At 75.4% G+C, this 21736-nt stretch carries 12 protein-coding genes; 4 read left to right on the top strand and 8 right to left on the bottom strand.

Annotated features, from left to right (window positions below; translation table 11 throughout):
• Positions 1-163: 163 nt before the first annotated feature.
• Genes ACH4FX_RS29485 through ACH4FX_RS29475 form a run of 3 tightly spaced genes read right to left on the bottom strand, consistent with a single transcriptional unit; the run spans position 164 to position 3201 of the window.
• Positions 164-760 carry a GNAT family N-acetyltransferase gene (locus ACH4FX_RS29485; protein WP_398483999.1) on the bottom strand — a complete coding sequence of 199 codons (597 nt, stop codon included), beginning with the start codon at positions 758-760 and terminating at the stop codon, positions 164-166.
• Between the two features lie 52 nt (positions 761-812).
• Complete coding sequence (locus tag ACH4FX_RS29480) at positions 813-2393, bottom strand: MFS transporter (protein ID WP_398483997.1); 1581 nt, start codon at positions 2391-2393, stop codon at positions 813-815.
• Positions 2383-3201 (bottom strand): GntR family transcriptional regulator, encoded by an 819-nt coding sequence (locus tag ACH4FX_RS29475; RefSeq protein WP_398483995.1) that lies wholly within the window; start codon positions 3199-3201, stop codon positions 2383-2385. The genes ACH4FX_RS29480 and ACH4FX_RS29475 overlap by 11 nt, the downstream gene beginning before the upstream one ends.
• A 561-nt stretch (positions 3202-3762) precedes the next feature.
• Between ACH4FX_RS29475 and ACH4FX_RS29470 the strand changes: the two genes are divergently transcribed.
• Positions 3763-5106: an amidohydrolase family protein gene (locus tag ACH4FX_RS29470; protein WP_398484012.1), complete on the top strand. Its 1344-nt coding sequence runs from the start codon at positions 3763-3765 to the stop codon at positions 5104-5106.
• 54 nt (positions 5107-5160) lie between these two features.
• Here the strand turns inward: ACH4FX_RS29470 and ACH4FX_RS29465 are convergent, their stop codons facing one another.
• The 3 genes from ACH4FX_RS29465 to ACH4FX_RS29455 form a co-directional block, all read right to left on the bottom strand.
• The gene (locus ACH4FX_RS29465) at positions 5161-6990 is read right to left on the bottom strand and encodes an ABC-ATPase domain-containing protein (RefSeq protein WP_398483993.1); all 1830 of its coding nucleotides are present in this window, start codon (positions 6988-6990) and stop codon (positions 5161-5163) included.
• A 210-nt stretch (positions 6991-7200) separates the two neighbouring features.
• A complete protein-coding gene (locus ACH4FX_RS29460) occupies positions 7201-8604 on the bottom strand; it encodes an amidohydrolase (protein WP_398483991.1) in 1404 nt (467 codons plus the stop codon).
• Between the two features lie 110 nt (positions 8605-8714).
• On the bottom strand, positions 8715-9692 hold the full coding sequence (locus tag ACH4FX_RS29455) for a hypothetical protein (RefSeq protein WP_398483989.1): 978 nt from the start codon (positions 9690-9692) through the stop codon (positions 8715-8717).
• 256 nt (positions 9693-9948) lie between these two features.
• Here ACH4FX_RS29455 and ACH4FX_RS29450 point away from each other — a divergent pair, with 256 nt between their 5' ends.
• Entirely contained in the window at positions 9949-10905 is a 957-nt protein-coding gene (locus ACH4FX_RS29450) for a threonine/serine dehydratase (protein WP_398483987.1), read from the top strand.
• 326 nt (positions 10906-11231) lie between these two features.
• A complete protein-coding gene (locus ACH4FX_RS29445) occupies positions 11232-15413 on the top strand; it encodes an amino acid adenylation domain-containing protein (protein ID WP_398483985.1) in 4182 nt (1393 codons plus the stop codon).
• 126 nt (positions 15414-15539) lie between these two features.
• Here ACH4FX_RS29445 and ACH4FX_RS29440 read toward each other — a convergent pair whose 3' ends face one another.
• A complete protein-coding gene (locus ACH4FX_RS29440; RefSeq protein ID WP_398483983.1) occupies positions 15540-16553 on the bottom strand; it encodes a helix-turn-helix transcriptional regulator in 1014 nt (337 codons plus the stop codon).
• 106 nt (positions 16554-16659) lie between these two features.
• Between ACH4FX_RS29440 and ACH4FX_RS29435 the strand changes: the two genes are divergently transcribed.
• Positions 16660-17094 (top strand): DUF3224 domain-containing protein, encoded by a 435-nt coding sequence (locus ACH4FX_RS29435; protein WP_398483981.1) that lies wholly within the window; start codon positions 16660-16662, stop codon positions 17092-17094.
• Between the two features lie 47 nt (positions 17095-17141).
• On the opposite strand, the gene ACH4FX_RS29430 is transcribed toward ACH4FX_RS29435, so the two are convergent.
• Positions 17142-21716, bottom strand: a complete 4575-nt coding sequence (locus ACH4FX_RS29430; protein WP_398483980.1) for an HAD-IC family P-type ATPase — start codon at positions 21714-21716, stop codon at positions 17142-17144.
• Positions 21717-21736 lie beyond the last annotated feature (20 nt).

Raw genomic sequence — 21736 nt, 5'->3', positions numbered from 1 at the left:
TGATCACCGCCCTGCGCGCCCAGGGCGACGGCCACCTCGACCACTCCGCCCTCCTGCGCGGCGTCGAACGCCTCTCCGGCCACACCACCGGCTGAGTACGGCCCGGGCGTACGACGGACTGCCCGGGCCACCGCCGCGCCGGCCCGTGCTCAAGGGCCCGCGCTCAGTGGTCCGGCCAGTCGTCGCCCGTGATGCGGGCGTGCAGGTGCTCGTCGTGCCAGCCGTCGGCGTGCAACAGGGCGCTGCGCATGGTGCCTTCGAGCCGGAACCCGGCCTTCTGCGCCACGCGGCAGGACGCCGGGTTGGCGACGGAGTGCGTGAGCCGCAGCCGGTGCAGGCCCAGGTCCTGCACGGCCCATTGGCCGATCCGTACCGTCGCCGTCGCCGCGAGTCCGTGCCCGCGGCCGGTCGGCAGCAGCCAGTAGAGGAATTCCGCGCTGCCGCCGCGGAGATCGATGTCCGCGAGTCCGGCCAGCCCCACCGGGGGCCCGCCCGACGGGCCCACGACGGCCCAGATGGCGGCCTGTTCGTCGTGCCACCGCCGGTGCCAGCGGGCGATCATGGCCGGTGCCTCCTCCGGTGAGACGTCCGGGGGCCGGTTCCACTGGCGGATGTCCGGGTCCTGGTAAGCGGCGACCAGTACCTGCGCGTCGTCGGGCCGCCACGGGCGCAACTCGGCGCCGGTGGAGAGCGGCAGGGCAGGCTGCTCGCTGTCGCGCATGCGGCCGGTGGGTACGACGGGCGGGATCGGGGGGTTCATGGGTGGATCTTGTCAAGTGCGGTGTAGGGATGGGGTATGCGCGGGCGGGTGGTCAGTCGCCCCGCCGCCGGCCCGGGTACCACGCGATCACCAGGACCCCGCCCGCCACGACCACCGCGGCCAGCACGAGCATCGCCACGTCGAGTGAACCGGTGAAGGCACTGATCACCGCCTCCCGCAGGCTGCCGTCCACCGGCCCGGACACGCTCAGCCGCCGTTCCGCCGCGGCCACGGTCGTCGGGGGGTGCGGGCCGTGCAGTGCCGCGGGCAGGCGGGCGGTGAACAGCGCGGTGACGACGCTGCCGCTGATCGCGATCCCCAGCGCGCTGCCCAACTCCCGTGCCAGGCTCTGGAGTCCGGAGCCGGTCCCGGCCCGTTCCGGGGGCAGGGCCGCCATCATGCCGTGCGAGAGCAGGGGAGTGGCCAGCCCGCAGCCGGCGGCGGTCAGCGTGGCGCCGAGGGCGTAGCGGGCGTACGAGGTGTGCGCGCTCACCGTCGATACGGTGACCAGGCCCGCCGCGAGTACCAGCAGTCCCGCGCCCACGGTGGCCCGGCCGCCCAGGCGCCGTTCCAGCGCCCCCGCGCAGCGCGGGGCCAGCAGCAGCGCCGCGGCCATCGGCAGCAGGCGCACGCCCGCCCCCAAAGGCGAGTGGCCTTGCGCGTATTGGAGGTACTGGCCGTTGACGTAGAACAGGCCGAACATGCCGACGAAGGCCAGTGCCATGCCGAGTGCTCCCGCCCGGACGACCGGCAGGGCGAACAGGCGCGGGTCCAGCACCGGGTCCGGACGGCCGAGTTCGTACCGTACCCAGCAGGTCAGCAGCGCGGCGGCGAGGGCGAAGCCGCCCACCGTCCGCACGCCCAGCCAGCCCGACTCCGGGCCGGACACGATGCCCGTCAGCAGGGCCAGGAAGCCGGCCGTCAGGAGGGCCGCGGAGAGCGGGGAGACCGGACGGTCGTGGCGTCTGGCGGCCGGGACCCAGGCGGCGGCCAGGGCGAGGGCCAGGAGAGCGGGCGGGACGACCCACAGGAACAGCGCCCGCCAGGAGCCGGTCTGGAGCGCCGCGCCGCCGCCGACGTTGCCCAGTACGGCGGCCAGCCCCGTCATCGACGCCCACACCGCCACCAGCCGTGGCCGGCGTTCCGGTGCGGCGTCCGCGACCAGCAGCGCCAGCGTCGTCGGCAGCACCGCGGCGGCGCCGGCCCCGCTCAGCATCCGCCCGGCGATCACCGCGCCGATGCCGGAGGCCGCGGCACACAGCGCGGAGCCCGCGCTGAACAGCGCCATGCCGCCGAGCAGGGTGCCCTTGCGGCCCAGCCGGTCCGCGAGCGCGCCGGCCGGGACGAGCAGGCAGGCGAAGAAGACCACGTAGCCGTCCACCACCCACACCACCGCCTCCGCGGAGGGCCGCAGTTCGCTGCGGGACAGCGACGGGATGGCGAGGTTGACGGCGGAGACCATGCCGACGACGAGGGTCACGCACAGGCACATCACCGCGATGGTGCGGCGGGTCGGGGCGGTGGTGTGGGCAGGGCCGGGGGCGGACGTACGCGCGGAGACGGTGCCGGTGCGATCGGTGCGGCTGGTACGACTGAGGCGGCCTGTGCGGCCCGTGCCGGTGTCACGCGTCATCGGCCGTCCCTGCCGGGCCGTGGCCGGCGGGCGGGCTCCCCGGCGTTCCGGCGCCCCGCCCCAGCTCCGCCCGGAACGCCAGCCGGTCGCCCCGGATGCGCAGGAACTCCAGGTCCACGGGGCGTCCGTCCGGCAGCCGGGTCAGCCGTTCGACCGTGAACACCGCCTGTCCCGGCGAGGTGCCGAGCAGGGCCGAGGTGCCGGGGTCGGCATTGACCGCGTGCACGGTGACGCTCGCCGATCCGAGCGGGCCGCCGACGGACTCCTCGATCAGGCCGAACAGGTCCCGGCCCGCCAGGTCCGCGTCCAGCAGCGGCAGGCCGATGTCGGTGACCAGGTACGTCAGGTCCAGCGACAGCGGGTCCGCGCCGAGGCGGCGCAGCCGCTCGATGTAGACCACCTGCCCGCCGTCCGGGACACCCAGCTTGCGTGCCACTTCCCGGGGCGGCCGGACCACGTCCGCGACCCGGACCTCGTTGCTGACCGGCCCGTACGGCGCCAGGGTCTCGGCCAGCCCGGTCAGCCGCTCCAGCGTGTGCTCGTACGTACGGCCGCGGATCACCGTCCCCACGCCCTGCCGCCGCTCCACGGCGCCCTCGTCGCGCAGCACGGCCAGCGCCTCGCGGACGGTGTTCCGCGAGACACCGTGGTCGGCGATCAGGCTGCGTTCGTCCGGGAGGACGCCGGAGGGGAAGGCGCCGGAGGCGATCTGCCGGCGCAGCACCTCCGCGACCTGCCGGGCCCGGTCCGCGCGGGACCGGGCGCGTGGGCCCGCCGGAGCGGACGGGTCGGGGGACGACACGGTCATGGCAGCTCCGTGACTCGGTTCGGGGCACGCCGGGCGACCTGGTGCCGGGCGCCTGCCCAACCTAGGCTCCGGAGATTTCCCGGACGTTACGCCACCCCCGGTGACCTGCGGCAACGCCGGGACGTGGGAGAACGCGGGCCCGGTCGGCGGGTTCCGCCACCTGGAGCGGTGCGAGAGGCATGGAAAGGTCATCTCCCGTATGCCGGAAGGGTTGTTCCGTGTTACGGGCTCCTTTATCGTCGGCCCACCCGGGAGAGGGCGGTGGGAGAACCGACCACGGAGGAGAGCGTGTTGGCGAACCAGGCAGGGCCGGAGCGGGCCGGGGACGCGGGGGAGCGGGCCGGGGGAGAGGGGGAACGGGGCAGCGACGGACCGGAGCGGGTGGCGGACGAGGAACGGCGCGCGGGCGAGGGCGGGCCGGACGTCGGGGAAGGGGCACCGGATCCTTTCGGTGACGCGGGAACGGGAGTCGGCCGCCGGACGTTCCTCGTGCAGGCGGGACTGACCGGGGCGGGCGGCCTGCTGACGGCGGCCTCGGCGGCGGGCCCGGCGTCCGCCGCCGTGCCCGCGCTCCGCGCCGAGCAGTTCGCAGGCGAGGAACTTCTGCTCGTACCGGACGCGCTCCTGCTGCCCGGCGGCCCGGTCAAGGACCACGCCGTACACGTCGCCGGCGGTGTCTTCCGGGAGATCGGCCCCGCGCGGCGGCTCATCGACGCGCATCACCGCCTGACCCCCGTACGCCTGGACCGCAGCCTCCTGATGCCGGGGTTCGTGGACGCGCACCACCATCTGACGCAGAGTTTCGGCAAGGCCCAGGCGTTCGGCCAACCGTCGGAGATCTTCAAGACGGTCTGGGAGCCGCTGGAGCGCGCGCTCGACGAGGAGAGTGCCTACCTGGCGGCGAAACTCGCCGCGCTGGAAGCGCTGCGTGGCGGCTTCACCACTGTCGCCGACGCCGGGACCCGGGCGCCCGTGGACGTCGCGGTCCTGGCCCAGGCCACCCAGGAAGCGGGCATCCGCTGTGTGCTGGGCCGGGTGTGTTCGGACGGCACGGGCGGCGAACGGCACCTCGCCCGCTGGGACGGGACCCGGCTGGTCCACCCGTCGCTGGCGATCCCCGTGCCGGAGGACGCGGCCGACGACAAGGTGCTGCGGCACACGGCGCGCCTGTGCGCCGAAGCGGGCGCCGTCTTCCAGGTGCACGTCAACGAACACCTCGTCTCCGTCGAACGCTCCCTCAGGAGCGTCGGCCGGCGCCCGGTGGAACACCTCCACCACGTCGGCGCCCTCGGACCGCACACGCTCGGCGCGCATGCCACCCTGCTCACCCCCGGCGAACTGCGCCTGCTGGCCGACAGCGGGGCCGCCGTCGGCTACAACCCCGTGGCCAGCGCGTGGAAGGGCAACGGCGTGGCGCAGGCCGGGACGATGGCCGCCCTGGGCGTGCGCTTCGGCATCGGCACCGACGGTACGCGCGGCGACGGATTCCGGCTGGTGGACGCCGCGGAGACCGCGCAGCGGCTCGCCTTCGGCCTGCAGAACGGCGACGCGGTGTGCGGCGCCGGACGGCTGTGGCTGGAGCACGCCACCGCGGGCGGCGCCGACGCGCTCGGCCTCGGCCGGGTCACCGGCGAGATCGCGGCCGGCAAGGCCGCGGACTTCCTCGTCGTCGACCTCGGCGTACCGGAGCTGACGCCGTCCTGGGACCTGGGGTGGGAGCTGGTACGGCTGGCCGGACGCGACCAGATCCGCGCGGTGGTGGTCGGCGGCCGGCTGCGCCTGTGGGACGGCTGGCCGCCGCACTGGGACGGCCCCGCGCTGGTCCGGCGAGCCGCCGAGGCGGGGCGCGAGACCGTGCGCCGGGCGGGCATCCGGCGCGTCGATCCGCTGCCGTCCGGGACGTGAGGCGGTGGGGCGGCCCGCGTACGGAGACGAAGCCTGCCCCCCCGCTCGACGGTCCTAGGCGCGCTCTCCGGCCGTCCCCGCCGGCCGTCCCAGGACCCGTAGGCCGCGCAGCCGGTTCAGGGCCGCCGCGACCTCGTGGCGGCGCGGCAGCGCGAAGTCCTCGTCGCGGACGGCGAGGAGCCGGTGCGCGCCGTCCTCCAGGTCGCCGTCGAGCAGGTCGAGTGCCTCGGCCAGCGTGCGCCGGCCGTCCACGTACCCGCGCCGCACCATCAGTTCGAGGGCCAGGCCGATGCCCACCACCTGGCGCGCGTCCGCGATCTGCTCGACGGCCCGCAGATCGACGTCGTGCTCGCCGAAGGTCAGCGCGTCGTCGCCGCGGGCCCGGATGCGGGACCGGCCGCGTACCGACGTGTCGAGCGAACCGGGGTCCGGGCGGCGGTGCGCGACGCCGGGGAAGCACTCCGCCTCCGCGGTCCGGCCGGTCGGTACCGCCGCCAGCTGCCGCGCCCGCCCGGTGACGTCGGACGGCAGGTACGCGTCCATCATGAGCACCTGGTCCGCGACCTCCATGTAGTCACCGGAACCGCCCATCACCAGCACCGTGGAGACCCCGTGGTCCCGGTGCAGCGAGCGCACCAGGTCCACGTACGGCGTCAGCGGCTCCCGCTCCTTGGCGACCAGGGCCTGCATCCGCGCGTCCCGGATCATCAGGTTGGTGGCCGCGGTGTCCTCGTCGATGAGCAGCACCCGGGCACCCGCCTCGACGGCCTCGCACAGGGAGGCGGCCTGCGAGGTGGAGCCGGAGGCGTTGTCCGTACGGAAGTCGGTGGTGTCCGCGCCGCTCGGCAGGTGGTCCACGAAGGCGTGCACATCGACCCGCTCGACCCGCCGGCCGTCCTCCGACCGGATCTTCACGGTGTCGGGCCGGGCCACCACCAGCTCGCGGCCGTCGCCCGGCACGTGGTCCCAGATGCCGGTCTCCAGGGCCCGCAGCAGCGTCGACTTGCCGTGGAAGCCACCGCCGACGATCAGGGTGACGCCCTCGCGTACGCCCATGCCGGTGACCGTCCCGGCGTGCGGCAGATCGACGGAGACCCGCAGCTCCGCGGGGGACGTGAAGGGGACGACTCCGCTGCCCGTCGCCGGGCGGTCGTCCACGCCGCTGCGCCGCGGCAGCACCGCGCCGTCCGCGACGAACGCCACCAGGCCGAGGCCGGGCAGCGCGGCGCGCAGCGCGTCCGAGTCCTCAACGGCGTCCGCGAAGGCCCGTACGTCGTCGGCGTCCAGGGACGTGTACCGCAGCGCGCGCTCGGCCACCTTCGGCAGCAGCCCGCACAGGACGTGCTCCGCCGCGTGCCCGTCGATCCGGCGGCCGTGTCCCGGCAGGTCCACGCCCAGCCGCAGCGTCACCGCGCCGTCCCGTGCGTCCACCAGACAGGAACTGCGCTCCAGCACCTCCTGGCCGCCCGCGTCCACGCGCAGCGACCGGTGGTCGGCCGCCTCGGCGGCCCGCCGGGCCAGGTAGCTCGCCAGCGCCCGCCGCCGCACCGGCGACTCCCACAGGTCCGCCGGGAACCCTGCCTCCTCGGCCGGTACGCGCAGGGCGACCCGCGCGGGCGGCGCGTACGGGTCGGACTGCCCGCGGATCACCTCCAGGGTGAAACCGGGCATGGCCCAGGAGCCGAGGAGCGACTTGTACCTGCCGTACGAGGCGCCGTCCATCCGGCGCAGCTCCCCGGCCAGGCCGTCGCGGATCCCCTGCGGGCGGTCGGCCCGCCGCCGGTCAGGGGCGCGGCCGTGGGTACGGTCCCGGCCGTATCCGCGGCCGTGTCCGTGGCCGCGGTCGTCGTCCCGGTCGTGGTCGCGGCCTTGAGGGCGTCGCACAGCGCCTGCACCTTTCGCGTTGCGTCATCCGATCACCGGTTGATCACCGGCCCGACGGCCGACGATACCCAGACGGACGCCGTACCGTCGCACGCCGGTCCGTACCGCGCCCCGTACGCGCCGGCCGCGGGGCGACCAGAGCGGTGGCGCCGCACGCGCAGATCACGGACGTGGCGATCCGCAGCCGGGCGCCTCCCCGGACGCGGTGAGTCACCCGTCGTAGCGCTGGACGCGGTTGCCGTGGCCGCGGTCCAGCAGGGCGGGCAGCCGGCCGCGGAGTTCCGCGGTGATCGCGGACACGTCGAGGGTCAGCAGACGGCGGTCCCGCATCAGGACGCGGCCGTCGACGATGGTGGTGCGGACGTCGCCGGACCGGGCGCTGTGCACCAGGGCCGCGGCGGTGTCGTGCACCGGCTGGACGTGCGGCCCCGTGAGGTCCACCAGCACGATGTCCGCCCGGTGCCCCGGCGCCAGCCGCCCCACCTGCCCGTCCAGGCCCAGCGCGCGGGCGCTCTGCGTCGTCGCGTGGTCGAGCGCCTGACGGGCGGTCAGCCATCGCGGATCCCGTTCCGCCGCTTTCTGCACCAGGGCCGTGAGCGCCATGCTCTCCCAGACGTCCAGGGTGTTGTTCGACGCGGCGCCGTCCGTCGCCAGGCCGACCGGGATGCCGATCGAGCGCAACAGCCGTACGGGGGTCGGGTCCCAGGCGAACTTCAGGTAGCCCTTGGGGGCGGTGGCGACGCCGACGCGTCCGGTGGCGCGGGCCAGCACCGGCAGGTCCCGCTCCAGGATGCCGGTGCCGTGGGCGATGAGGAGGTGCACGTCCAGCAGGCCGGCGCGGTGCAGCGTCTCGACCGGGGTGCGGCCGTGGCGGGCCAGGCTGTGCTCGGTCTGCGCGCGGTTCTCGGCGGCGTGCAGGTGGACCGGCAGGCCGTGGTCGCGGGCGAGCCCGGCGCTCGTGCGGAGGTCGGCGTCGGAGACGGTGTACGGGGCGTGCGGCGCGAGCGAGGTGGTGATCCGGCCGCCGGCCCCGCCGCGCCGGCGCAGCGCGAAGTCCAGGGAGCGTTCGCGGCCCGCCGGGCCCATCGAGGAGAAGTACGCCCAGCCGAGGTTCGCCCGCAGCCCGCTCACCTGGACGGCGTGCGCCACCTCGTCCATCGCGAAGTAGTGGTCGGCGAACGTGGTGACGCCGCCGCGGATCATCTCGGCGCAGGCCAGCAGGGCCCCGAGCCGGACGTCGTGGTCGGTCAGGTTGGTCTCGACGGGCCAGATCCGCTCGTTGAACCACTCCTCGGTGGGCAGGTCCTCGGCGCTGCCCCGGAAGAGCACCATCGGCGCGTGGGTGTGGCAGTTGATCAGGCCGGGCACGACGGCCTGGCCCCGGGCGTCGATGCGTTCGGCGGCGGGCAGGTCCGCCACCGCCGCGGCCGTGGTGACCGCGGTGATCCGGCCGTCGTCCACGACGACCGCGGCGTCCTCGGCGAAACCGATGCCGTCCCGGTCGTCGTGGACGAGGACGGTGCCGCCCTCGATCACCAGGTCCGCGGGGCCGGCCGCGGGCGGCCGCGCGGCGGCGTCGGAGCGGGTACGGGGCTGCGGGGTGCGGTCGGGCACGGTGGCTCCCTGGGGTGGGGCGGTGTGCCACGACCATGGCACGGCGCGGGCGCGGGCGGGGCCGGGAAGCCGGACGGCGGGTCTCCCGGCCCCGGTGCGCGCGGTGGCGGTTACCGCGCGTCGGACGGCGCCAGTACGTCGTCGGCGAAGCGCGGGACCTCCGCGTTCTCGTTGTGGCCGCCGTTCTTCTCGCGGATCCACTTGCCGGCGAGCGCGGGTATCCACGCCGAGAATTCGCTCTGCGTCAGGTCGCCGGGGACCTTGCCGCCCAGCTTGTTGATGTCCGCGGCGGGGTAGCCGCCGGGCGCGTCGAGGCGTTCGGCCGGGGCGTCCTGCATGGTCGCGTCCCAGACCTGGAGGGCGAACGTGGTGCAGTTCCGGGCGGATGTGCCCGCCCAGCCGCCGGTGAGGACGAAATTCCAGCTGGGCAGGAGCGTGTATTTCTCGTTCAGTTCCGCCCGCCGCCGGATTTCCCGGTCGAAGGCCTTCTGCTGCGTGCCGGTCAGCTTCTTGCAGCGCGCGGCCCGCGGAGAATACGCCTGGCCCTGGTCCTGCTTGCGGCTCGGCCGGTCCCATTCGACCAGCGGCTTGCCCGGGACGTTGATGTCGTAACCGGTGTAATTGACGGACATGCCGTCGACCGGTGAACCGTCGCCGTTGGTTCCGTCCGGGTCGTCGGGCTGGAACGAATAGGTGTCGTAGCGGGCCTCTTCGCCCCCGGCGAGTTTGCGGTGCAGGGCGCCGCCGGAATTGAAGTGCACGAGCCAGCTGTGCCCGAACACGTGCTGGCTCACGTTCAGTTCGTACAGCAGCTTGTTCGTCTGCTCGGCGTAGGACAGCCGGCCGTACTTGTGCTGGAAGTCGTCGCTCTTCCACAGCGCGTGGGCCCGCTTGGCCACGTCCCAGACGTAACCGCCGGTGGTGCGGTCGGTGATCTCGGTGCTGTAGATGCACAGCACGTCGTCCAGCGCGCGGGCACCGGACGGCCGCGGCCCGTCGGCGGCCTGGGCGGCGGGTGCCTGGAGCAGTCCCACGAACAGGGCCGCCGCGGCGGCCGGGGCGAGCGCGGCGGGCGTACGTAATGTCATGACGAGCGGATACTTCCCTTCGGTCGGCCGGCGGCCAGGACGTGCCGCCGGCCCGGCTTACCAAGATCATTTCTCCGTGCCGGACCGTACACCAAGGGCGGAAAGTCCTGACCGGGCGGGACTTTCGCCCTCTGGCGCGACCGGGGGCGGCAGGTCCGCGGCACCTCGTGATCAACTGGTCCGGTCCGGACGGGAGGACGGACCTCCCCGCCGGACGGCACCGTTGACGGCGTTCGACCCGGGAGAGTGGTCCGCGATGAGCAGCATCGGCTACGAGGACGTGACGGCGGCGGCCGGCCGGATCGCCGGGGACGTGCGCCCGGTGACCCTGGCGCCGGCCGATCCGGGCGCCTTCGGTCCCGGCGAAGGCTGGTTCGCCTACGAGTTCACCCAGCACACCGGCTCCTTCAAGGCCCGCGGCGCGGCGAACTTCCTCGCGGCGCACCGCGCGGCGGGCACCCTGCCCGAGGCCGGCGTGGTCATCGCCTCCGGGGGCAACGCCGGGCTGGCCTGCGCCTGGGCCGCGGCCCGCCACGGTGTCCGGGCCACCGTGTTCGTGCCGGAGACCGCGCCGCCGGTCAAGGTCGCCCGGCTGCGCCGGCTCGGCGCCGACGTGCGCCAGGCGGGCACCGAGTACGCCACCGCGCTGGAGGCGTCCCGGGAACACGTCGCGCGCACCGGGGCGCTGGCGTCGCACGCGTACGACGACCCGCTGATCGCGGCGGGCGCCGGCACCCTGCTGGAGGAGATCCGCGCCGCGCTGCCCGGCCTGGACACGGTGGTGGTGGCGGTCGGCGGTGGCGGCCTGTTCAGCGGGGTCGCCGTGGCCGCGCACCGGCACGGCGTCCGGGTCGTGGCCGTCGAACCGGAGAACTGCCGGGCGCTCAACGCGGCGATCGAGGCGGGCCGGGTGGTCGACGTGCCGGTGGACTCCGTCGCGGCGGACTCGCTGGGCGCCCGCCGGGCCACCGGGATGGCGCTGGAGTGGGCGCGGCGCAGCCGGGCGGTCTCGCTGCTCGTGCCGGACGAGGCGATCCTCGCCGCGCGCCGCGCTCTGTGGGACGATCGCAGACTCGCGGTCGAGCACGGCACGGCAGCCGCCTTCGCCGCCCTCCGGTCGGGCGCGTACCGGCCCGCGCCCGGCGAGCGGGTGTGCGTCGTGGTGTGCGGCGCGAACACCGACCCGTCGGACCTCGTACGCCCCGGAGAGTGACCCCGGCGGCCCGGCCTGGCGCACGCATTCGACGTACGCCTGACTGCGGGCCGGGGACCGGCCCGCCGCCCGGCCCCCGGGCACCGTCCGTGCGGCAACCGGAATCCCGCCCGTGAGCTGCGCGGCAACGGCCGCCCCCGCGGACCGCGCACCGCGGTCCGCCGCCGTCTCCGCACACGTGTGCAAAGAGATTTGCCGACGAACCGATACACCCGTCATGTGTGCTCGTTGGCCCTGTATGGCGCGTGAGTTGCGACCGGTCGGACGGCCCGGCCACCGGCCCGGCCGCCGTTGAACACCAGCACTTTCGTCAGGAGACGGCAAGCATGAACAGGAAGCCAGGCCACCGCGGTCGCCGATTGCCGCTGACCGCCGCGCAGACGGGTATGTGGTTCTCCCAGCAGCTGGACACGGAGAACCCCATCTACCGTGCCGCCGAGTACGTGGACATCCACGGCCCGGTCGACCTGGCCGTGCTGAGCGCCGCGGTGCGCCGCGCCGTGGCCGACACCGACGCCGTACGGGTCCGGTTCGAGACCGACGAGGACGGCGGTGTCTGGCAGGTGCCCGACCTCGCGGCGGACTGGCCGCTGCCCGTCGTGGACCTGCGGGACCCGCACGGCACCGCCGCCGGCCCGGCCGGAGAGGTCCCGGCCCCCGACGCGTGGACCCGGGCCAGGGAATGGATGTGGGCCGACCTGCGCAAGCCCGTCGACCTGCGCCGCTCCCCGCTGTTCAGCTTCGCGGTGCTGCGGCTGCCGGACGACCACTGCGTGCTGTACATGGCCCTGCACCACATCGTCCTGGACGGCTACGGGTTCTCGCTCCTCATCCAGCGCGTCGCCGAGATCTACACCGCGCTGGAGGCGGGCGAGGAGGTGCCGCCCTGCCGGCTGGGCACCCTGGAGGACCTGCTGGCCGACGAGGCCGACTACCACGCCTCCGAACGGTTCACCCGGGACCGGGAGTTCTGGGCCGGGCAGGTCGCCGGCCGGGCCGCCGAAACCGGTCTCGCCGGCCGGCTGGCCACCGTCCCGCACCGCTTCGTCCGCGAGACCGCCCACCTGCCCGCGCCCGCCGCCGACGGCCTGCGGGCCCTGGCGCGGCAGACCCGCTGCGGACTGCCCGTCGTCGCGATGGCCGCGCTCGCGCTGTACGTGCACCGGATGAGCGGGTCCCCCGACGTGACGCTGGACCTGACCGTGACCGGCCGCGTCGGCGCGGTACCCCGCAGCGCGCCGTGCATGGTCGCCAACGTGCTGCCGCTCCACGTCGAACTGGGCCCCTACACGACCGTACGGGAGCTGGTGCGGCACACCTCCGAGCGGGCCCGCGGGCTGCTGCGCCACCAGCGCTACCCGTCGCCGTACCTCGTCCAGGAGCTGGGCGCCGCGCACACCGGCGGCCTCCTCGGCGACTGGGGCATCAACATCATGGGCTACGACCCGGAGCTGAGCTTCGGACGGCACCCGGCCACCTTGCACAACCTCTCCAACGGGCCGGTCACCGGCCTCGGCGTCAACGTCTACGAGCGCACCGACGACGGCTGCCTGCGCATCGACTTCCAGGCCGACCCGGACCTGTACGACGCCGCGACCACCGCCGCCCACCAGCGCCGCTTCCTGGCCCTGCTGGACACGCTGGCCCAGGTCGACCCCGCGCAGCCGGTCGGCGGCATCGACCTGCTGCCGGCCGCGGAGCGCCGCCGGGTGACCACCGGCTGGAACGACACCGCCCGCAGCGTCCCGGCCACCACGCTGCCCCGCCTGTTCGAGGACCAGGCCCGGCGCACGCCCGCCGCCACCGCCCTGGTCTGCGGCGCCACCACCCTGACGTACGCCGAACTGAACTCCCGCGCCAACCGGCTGGCCCACACGCTGATCGCACGCGGCGCCGGGCCCGAGACGTTCGTCGCGCTGGCGCTGCCGCGCACGGCCGAGCACATCGCGGGCCTGCTGGCGGTGCTCAAGACCGGCGCGGCGTACGTACCGGTCGATCCGGAACTGCCCGCCGAACGGATCCGCTTCCTGCTCGCCGACACCCGCCCGGTGTGCGTCCTCACCACGGCCGCGGCCGGCGAGCGCCTGCCGGACACCGCCCCCGCGCTGTGCCTCGACGGCCCGGCCGCCGCGCGGGACCTGGCGGGCCGGCCGGACACCGACCCCACGGACGCCGACCGGCGGTCTCCCCTGGCGCCGGACCACCCGGCGTACGTGAGTTACACCTCCGGTTCCACCGGGCAGCCCAAGGGCGTCGTCGTCGGACACCGCCAGCTGACCAACCTGTTCTTCGACCACAAGGCCGAACTGATCGACCCGGAGACGGCCGCGGCCCGGCGCCGCCTGCGGGCCGCGCTGACCGCCGCGTTCTCCTTCGACACCGCCTGGGAGGGCCCGCTGTTCCTGGCCGCCGGCCACGAACTGCACCTGGTCGAGGACGCCGTACGCCTCGACCCGGCCGCCCTGGTGTCCTACATCGCCGACCGGCGCATCGACTTCCTCGACCTCACCCCCACCTATCTGCACCAGCTGCTCGCCGCCGGGCTGTTCACGGGCGACCGGCACCGGCCGCGGATTCTCATGGTGGGCGGCGAGGCCGTCGACACCGCCCTGTGGGAGACGCTGCGCGGCCTGCCCGGCACCACCGCGTACAACTACTACGGGCCGACCGAGTGCACCGTCGACGCGGTGTACTGCCGCATCGCCGACCAGGGGGAAACGCCCGTCATCGGGCGTCCCGGGCGCAACGTCCAGGCGTATGTGCTCGACGCCGCGCTCAACCCGGTGCCGGCCGGTGTGCCGGGCGAGCTGTACCTGGCCGGCGACCAGATCGCGCGCGGCTACCTCGGCCGGCCGGCGCTGACCGCGGAGCGGTTCGTCGCCAACCCGTTCGCCCACGCGGGCGGCGGGTCGGCGGGCGGCACCTGCGGCGACCCCGGCGTGCCGTGCACATGCGGTGCGCCGGGCTCCCGTATGTACCGGACCGGCGACCGGGCGCGCTGGACGCCCGACGGCATCCTCGAATACCTCGGCCGCGCCGACGGGCAGGTCAAGGTGCGCGGCTTCCGCATCGAGCCCGGCGAGATCGAGACGGCCCTGGCACGGCACCCGGGCGTCGCCCACGCGGTGGTGACCGTACGGGAGGACACCCCGGGCGACCGGCGCCTGACCGCGTACGTCGTGCCCGCCGGCGGAACGCCGGGCCGCACCGCGCGCGGCCGTATCCCCGCCTCCCGGCGCGCCGAACCCGGCCGTACGGCCCCCGAACCGGCGCCGGTCGACGCCGAGACCCTGCGCGCCTGGGCCACGGCCCGCCTGCCCGAGTACATGGTCCCCGGCGCCTTCGTCCTCCTGGACCAGCTGCCGCTGACCTCGAACGGCAAGCTGGACCGCGCCGCCCTGCCCGCCCCCGAAGCACCCGCCGCCCGCGACGGCCGGGCGCCGCGCAGCGCCCAGGAGAAGGTGCTGTGCGCGCTGTTCGCCGAAGTGCTCGGCGTACGGCAGGTCGGCATCGACGACGACTTCTTCGCCCTCGGCGGGCACTCTCTGCTGGCGGCCAAGCTCATCAGCCGTATCCGCTCCGCCCTGGGCACCGAACTGTCCATCCGCGCGCTGTTCGAAGCGCCCACCGTCGCCGACCTGGGCACGGTGCTGGAATCCGGCAGCGGAGCGGACGGCTTCGAGGTGCTGCTGCCACTGCGCACCCAGGGCAGCCGGCCCCCGCTGTTCTGCGTCCACCCCTCCGGCGGCCTCAGTTGGTGCTACGCGGGGCTGCTGCGCCATCTGAGCCCGGACCTGCCGGTGTACGGACTCCAGGCGCGCGGTCTGGCGCAGCGGGCGGCGCTGCCCACCACGTTCGAGGAGATGGTCGCCGACTACGTCGGGCAGATCCGCGCCGTGCAGCCCGCCGGCCCGTACCACCTGCTCGGCTGGTCGCTCGGTGGCGCGCTCGCGCACGCCATCGCCGTGCGGCTCCAGGCCAGGGGAGAGCGGGTGGCGCTGCTGGCCATGCTCGACTCGCGCCCCATCGACCCGCACGGGGCGACGGGTTCCGCCGTGACGGAACACGACATCCTGGCGCTGCTCCTGGAGGCGGCGGGCCACGACCCGGACCGGTTCACGCGTCCGCTGACGGTCCCGGGCGTGGCGGCGGTGCTGCGGGGCGAGGGCGGCGGCGAGGTGCTCGACTCCTTGAAGGAACACCCGGCGCTCGGCGAGGACCGGCTCACCGCCGTCACCGAGGTGTTCACCAACTCGGTGAAGCTGCTGCCGACCTTCTCCGAGGGCATCTTCGACGGCGACCTGCTGTACTTCCACGCCACCGAGGGCAAGCCCGCCCACGCCCCGACCGCCGAGTCCTGGCGTCATCTGGTCACCGGCCACATCGAGAACCACGACATCGCCTGCACCCACCACGCCATGACCCAGGCAGGACCCCTGTCCCGGATCGGCCGCGAGGTGGCCGCGCATCTGGACACGGCGGTGGGGGCGGCGGGGCCGGGCCGGTGAGGTGATCCCGGGGCCGCCGTCCGGCATCAAGGAGGCCGCCGCTTGGATGCGGGACGTGCCCTTCCGCTCACCACGACGGCCCCGCGCGGCGCGCACTACGGCGCATGCCCGGAGGTGCCTCGGCCCTCAACCGGACGTGAGGGCACCCCGGGACGGCATCCCGTACCGTTCCGCCAGCTCCGCCGCCGTCCGGGCGACCGCCGCGCGGAGTTCCGGCGGGCCCAGGACCTCGGCCTCCGTGCCGAGCCGGAGGAGGTCGCCGACCGCTACGGCCGGGGACTCGACCGGAAGGTCCACGTGGACCCAGCCCTGGTCGTCCGGCGGACCGGCGGATTCCAGGGCCTGGGTGCCGGCGGTGCCGAACTGCATGGGCAGCAGGCGCTGGGCACGGGGAGAGACGCGCAGTCGGGCTGTTCCCTGGTGGAGCCTGGACTCCAGGCGGCGGGAGGATTCCGCCCAGCAGGCGGCCAGGTCGAAGCCGGCCGGCCGTTCGAAGGGCGTGCTCGTCAATTCGGCGGATATCAGGCGGGAGATGCGGTACGTGCGGGGGTGCGGTGTGCCGTCGTCCGTCCGGGTGGCGGGGGAGGCGACCACGTACCAGATGCCGCCCTTGAGGACGAGGCCGAGCGGGTGCAGCTCCCGGTGCACCGCGCCGGACCAGGCCCCGTAGTGGACGCGCAGCGTGCGCTGTTCCCACACGGCGCGGGCCACGGACGCCAGGTGGGGGACCGGGTCGGCGTTCCGGAACCAGGCGGGGGCGTCCAGGTGGAAGCGGTCCTGGAGACGGCGGGCCCGGTCCGCCAGGACGGGCGGGAGCGCGGCCTGGAGTTTGAGCTGGGCCGTCGCCAGGACCGCGCCCAGGCCCAGTTCGCGGGCGGCCCCCGGTACGCCCGCGAGGAACAGCGACTCCGCCTCGGCGTCGGACAGTCCGGTCAGCCGGGTGCGGTAGCCGTCCATGAGCGAGTAGCCGCCGTCCGGGCCGCGCTCGGAGCGGACCGGGACGCCCGCCGCGCCGAGCGCCTCGACGTCCCGGTAGACCGTGTGCGGGGACACCTCCAGTTCGGCGGCCAGTTCGGCGGCGGTCATCCGGCCGCGGTTCTGGAGCAGCAGGAGGAGGGAGAGCAGACGGTCGGCACGCATGCGGTCATTGTCGCGCCGTACCTGACAGGAGGTGTCAGGTACGGCGGTCAGACTCCTGATCGACAGCCGCGCGCACCACGCCGCGGCGCCGACCGGAAGGACCACCGTGTCTTCGCAGACCAGCGCCGCCCGCACACAGACCACCGGGCAGTTCACGTTCGCCGACTGGAACGAGCGGGTCCTCGGGGGCCGCCCGGACGGCACGTACCCGCGCCTCGCGCGCGCCGCCGTCACCAACGCCTTCTCCGGCGGCATCGAGGCAGCGGACACGACCTGCGAGTACACCATCGTCTACGTCACGGAGACGACCGGCACGTTCACCGGCATGGAACTGCTGGAGGGCGGCGTGGACGGACGGCGGGGCACGTTCGCCGTGGAGGAGCGCGGTCATTTCGACGACCGGGGAAGCGTGCACTGCACCTTCGAGGTCGTACCGGGCTCGGCCACCGGGGAGCTGGCCGGACTGCGCGGCACCGGCGCGTTCACGGCGGAGCAGGGCAAGCCGTCCGTCCCGTACACCTTCGACTACGACTTCGGCTGAGCCGCGGCGGTCGGCGCGGGCGGGCCCACGGTCCGTCCGCCCGCCGGTCAGTCCGCCGCCGTGCGCTCGTCCCCGCCCTCCGGCCGTGTGAGCAGCAGCCGCCGTACGAGAGGGGTGAGCGCCATGCCCAGGAGGGTGGCCGAGACGATGGCCCCCAGGGTGATGCCCCAGGCCATCGGCCCCATCGGGGTGCAGCCGAAGAAGCGGCTGACGCCCGGCGTCTGGATGACCGCCGCCAGCACCGCGGCCGACCCCAGGCCCGCGAGCAGCACCTTGCGGTCCGGGCCGCCGGTGATCACCGTCTGGGCGAGCTGGGTGCCGACCACCGCGGCCAGCGCGACGGTGCCCGCGCGGCGGCGCCGGCCGGTGAGCCGGGCCGCGCCCCAGGCCAGAGTCGCGCCGAGGGTCGTGGTGAAGCCGCGCAGCAGCAGTTCCCGGGTGAGCGCGGTGCCCAGGGAGCGGTCGGGGCCCTCCCGCAGCAGGCGTTCGCCGCCGTCGCCGGGCGGTTCGCGGACCGCGATGGCCAGCGCCGGTGCCAGGTCGGTGAGCAGGTTGACCAGCATGATCTGCCGGGCGGTCAGCGGGGCCCGGCCGGTGAGGCCGGCGGCGAGCACACTGAAGCCGATCTCGCCGAGGTTGCCGCCGATGAGGATGGCGAGCGCGGCGCGCACCGAGGTCCACATCGCGCGGCCCTCCATCAGCGCGGCGATGATCGTCTCCAGCCGGTCGTCGCTGACGACGAGGTCGGCGGCGGCGGTGGCCGCCGGGGTGCCCCGGCGGCCCAGTGCGATGCCGATGTCCGCGAGCCGGATGGCGGGTGCGTCGTTGGCGCCGTCGCCCGTCATCGCCACCACCCGGCCGATGCGCTGGTACGCCTGCACGATGCGGACCTTGTGGTGCGGGCTGCACCGGGCGATCACGTCGACCCGGGGCAGCAGCTCGCCCAGCGCGTCGTCGTCCAGCTCGTCCAGGTCAGCGGCGTTGCACACCCGTTGGGCGGCGCCCTGGTTGATGGTGGAGGCGATCGCGTCGGCGGTGGCCGGGTGGTCGCCGGTGAGCATGACGATCTGCACCCCGGCCTCGCGCAGTCGCTCGGCGGCGGGCGGCGCCCCGGCCCGTACCGGGTCGGACAGGGTGAGGAAGCCGAGCAGGACCAGCCCGTCCACGGCCTCCTCGGTGACCTGTTCGCCGGCTTCCAGCGGGCGTTCGGCCACCGCCAGGACCCGGCGGCCCGCGCCGGCCAGTTTCTCGGCGGTCGCGGTCAGGCGGGCCCGTTCCCCGGCGTCGAGCGAGCGGTCGGCCGCGTCGCCGGTACGGCGCCGGGCGCAGCGCTCCAGCACGTTCTCGGGGGCGCCCTTCACGCTGAGCAGCGCGCCGTGCGAGGACTGCCCGGAGGTGGCGTGGTAGGCGCGGGACGGTTCGAACGGCAGGTCGTCGGTACGGCGCCAGCCGGGGGCGCCGTCGGTCACGGTGACGTGCTGCCGGCGGGCCCCGGACGCCACGGCCCGGTCGGTCTGGTGCGCCAGCGGCTCGGCGGAATGTGTCGACGGGGTGGCGCGCAGGGCGGCGGCGAGCACTCTTTTGCGGGTGCCGTCCAACCGGCCCGCGGGCAGCGCCCGTTCGCCGTCGCTGACCTCCGCCAGCTCCAGCGTGCCTTCGGTGAGCGTGCCGGTCTTGTCGAAACACAGCACGTCGGCGCGGCCGAGCGCCTCGATCGTCCGGGGGTTGCGCACCAGCGCCCCGTGCTCGGCCAGGCGCCGGGCGGCGGCCAGTTGGGCCGCGCTGACCAGGAACGGCAGCCCCTCGGGGACCGAGGCGACCGCCAGGTTCACCGCCGAGGCCAGCGTGTGGTGCAGGCGCCGGCCGTGCAGCAGCCCGGCCCCGGCCACGGCGGCGGCCGAGCCGAGCGCGATCGGCAGGCTCGCCCTGGTCAGCGACGCCAGCCGCTTCTCCACGCCCGCCGTGGGCGCCGCCTGCCGGGCGGTGGCCAGGCTGCGCCCGACCTCGGTGGCCGCTCCGGTGGCGACGACCACGGCCGTGGCCCGGCCCGCGGCCACCGTCGTCCCCTCGTACAGCATCGAGCGCCGGTCCGCGAGCTGTGCCGCCACCACCGGTGCGGGGTCCTTGGCCACCGGCAGGGACTCGCCGGTCAGCGACGACTCGTCCACCTCCAGGCCCTCGGCGGCCAGCAGCCGGCAGTCGGCCGGCACCACGTCGTCGGTGCCCAGCAGGACGACGTCCCCGGGGACCAGCTCACCGGCGGCGACCTGCTGTTCGTCGCCGTCCCGCCGGACCCGGGCGGTGACCGCGGAGCGTTCGAACAGTTCGGCCAGCGCCCCTTCCGTCCGCACCCGCTGCACCCCGCCGACGAGAGCGGAGGTGCCGGTGATGGCGGCCACGAGCGCGGCGTCGGTGCGCGACCCGACGGCGGCGGACAGTGCCGCGCCCGCCGCGAGCACCGGGGTGAGCGGGTTGGCCAGCTCCTCGACGAACGCGGCACCCAGGCCGGTGCGCCGCGCGCCGCCGGTGCGCCGCGAGGGCGACGAACGGGCCGTGGCCTCGCGCGACGACAGCCCGTCCGGCGTCGCCGACAGGCGCTCCAGCACCCGGGGGACCGGCATCAGGTGCCACGGTGTGCTCTGGGCGGGCGGCGTCGGCGGGCGGGCCAGCAACTGCCGGGCCCGCCAGGCACCGAGGCAGAAGGCGGCGGACCCGGCGGTGTGCCCGGCCGCCGAGGCGCGCCGGGTGGCACGGTACGGACGGGCCTGTACGGCGGCGACGGCCCCCACTCCGCTGCCGCCCGCGGCCAGCATCGCGCTTTCCCGGTCCACCTGCGCCGCCACCGCCACCGCGTCCACGATCAGCCCGGCCGTACTCAGATCGCCGCCGACCAGGAGGTGCGCGCCCCAGGCGGGTGCCTTGCCCCTGCGGTGCACGCCGATGCCGCAGTCGGCGGCGCCCAGCGCCCGGCGGTTGCCCGAGACGAGCAGCACCACCGCGCCGTCGCCCTGGAGTTCCCGCACGGACGCCACCAGCCGCTTGCCGCCCGGCAGGACGGCGTCGGCGTATCCGCGGTCCGCGTCCGGCCGGTCGGTGGCCAGCACGATCCGCGCCCCGGCGCGGCGCGCGGCCGCCGCCACGGCCTGGGCGCCCGGCGCGGTCTGCGCCACCAGCCCGGCCACGGCGCGCAGTTGCCCGTTCTGCGCCAGGCCCAGCACGTGGTCGCAGCCCTTCCGGCGCAGCCGGCGCGCGGCGTCCTGGCTCGCGGTCTCCCGGTTCGCGGCGCCGTGGCCGCCGTCCGGCTGGTCGTCCGCCTGGCCGTCCGTTGCGCCGTCCGCCGCGCCGGGCAGGTCCGCCAGCGGGCCGAGAGCCCAGCCGTCCGCCGTCCGCCGGGTCTCCAACGGCTCGTCGGCGTCGAACAGTTCGAACAGGTGGGTGGTGGCCCCGTCCGGGGCCGCGTCCGTCAGCAGCTCCAGGTCGGCGAGGTCGTAGCGGTCGCCGCGCAGCGCCGTCTCGTCCAGCACCACGCAGTCCACCTGGCCGAGCCGGCGCAGCACACCCCGGTCCATGGCCACCGCGCCGCGCAGCGCCAGGAACCGGCCCAGGGTGGTGGCGAACCCTTCCCGTCCGGCCTCCGGCGCCTTCGGCATGCCCGCCAGCGCCACGGCCAGCCCGCGGCGCGGCCCGGCGAACGGCACCGCCGCCGCCCCGGCCGCGATCCCGGCGGCCAGCGACCGCTCGGTGTACCGGTCCAGTGAGTCCTTCGGTACCGGCACCGGCCGCTCGACGACGATCGGCTCGGCGGCGGCGTCCTGCGGACCGCGCACCAGCTGCGGTTCGGCGGCTTCCCAGGCGTCCTTGTACGCTCCGGCCTCCCGCCACTGGGCCACCCGCTGCACCACGTCCAGCATCAGCCCGCCGCCCCGGGAGGCCACGCCCTGCGCCAGCGCGTTGACCGCCGGCAACAGCGACTCGGCCCGCTCCGGACCGGCCAGGCTCCGCGTCGCCCACGCACGCAGCCGGGGGTGGTGCTCCAGCAGTCCCGTCAGCGAGCCCACCTCGGCGGGCAACGGGGCCCACGGGGCCAGGCGGGTCAGGGTGGCGATGCCCAGCCCCACCGCGTCGGCGGCCAGCGCCGTCATCGACTGGCGGGTGCGTGGCCCTTCACACGGGTGGTGCGGCTCCTGGCACCACTCACCGTGCTCCTCGCATTCCCCGTCCGTGTCGCCCGCCTCGGCCGCCGCCACCAGCGCGATCAGCTCGCGCTGCGGGGGCGCCTCCGGCCCCAGCGCGATCGCCACCCGCCCGGAGGGGCTGTTCACCCGCGCCCACTCCACGCCCGGCCGCTGCTCCAGGACCCGTTCCACCCGCCGTGCGACCCGCTCGCCGCCCGCCGTCTGCACCCCGTGCACCGCGATGTAGCAGCGCCCCGGCCGCGACCACACCGCCCGGCTCGGCACCCCCGCCATCTGCCAGGCCAGCTCCAGAGCCCCGCGGGCGCCCGCCCGTACGCCCCGCACCACCGGGCCGGGCAGCGGCAGCGACGGCTTCGGCACCCGCAGCCCCGGCACATGGGGCACCCGAAGGCCCGACAGACCGGGCACACCGGACAACAGTGACATCGGAGGCCCTCACCTCGAAG

This window comes from Streptomyces sp. NPDC018019 (genome assembly GCF_044327805.1).
Lineage (GTDB): Bacteria > Actinomycetota > Actinomycetes > Streptomycetales > Streptomycetaceae > Streptomyces.
Note: the sequence above shows the minus strand (reverse complement) of the source record. Positions and strands in the feature narration are given on the sequence as shown.

Excerpts from the sequence above, each read along its gene's own strand:
- ACH4FX_RS29450 (WP_398483987.1), top strand. The coding sequence starts at position 9,949 with ATGAGCAGCATCGGCTACGAGGACGTGACGGCGGCGGCCGGCCGGATC.
- ACH4FX_RS29475 (WP_398483995.1), bottom strand. The coding sequence starts at position 3,201 with ATGACCGTGTCGTCCCCCGACCCGTCCGCTCCGGCGGGCCCACGCGCC.
- ACH4FX_RS29445 (WP_398483985.1), top strand. The coding sequence starts at position 11,232 with ATGAACAGGAAGCCAGGCCACCGCGGTCGCCGATTGCCGCTGACCGCC.
- ACH4FX_RS29430 (WP_398483980.1), bottom strand. The coding sequence starts at position 21,716 with ATGTCACTGTTGTCCGGTGTGCCCGGTCTGTCGGGCCTTCGGGTGCCC.
- ACH4FX_RS29440 (WP_398483983.1), bottom strand. The coding sequence starts at position 16,553 with ATGCGTGCCGACCGTCTGCTCTCCCTCCTCCTGCTGCTCCAGAACCGC.
- ACH4FX_RS29455 (WP_398483989.1), bottom strand. The coding sequence starts at position 9,692 with ATGACATTACGTACGCCCGCCGCGCTCGCCCCGGCCGCCGCGGCGGCC.
- ACH4FX_RS29485 (WP_398483999.1), bottom strand. The coding sequence starts at position 760 with ATGAACCCCCCGATCCCGCCCGTCGTACCCACCGGCCGCATGCGCGAC.
- ACH4FX_RS29480 (WP_398483997.1), bottom strand. The coding sequence starts at position 2,393 with ATGACGCGTGACACCGGCACGGGCCGCACAGGCCGCCTCAGTCGTACC.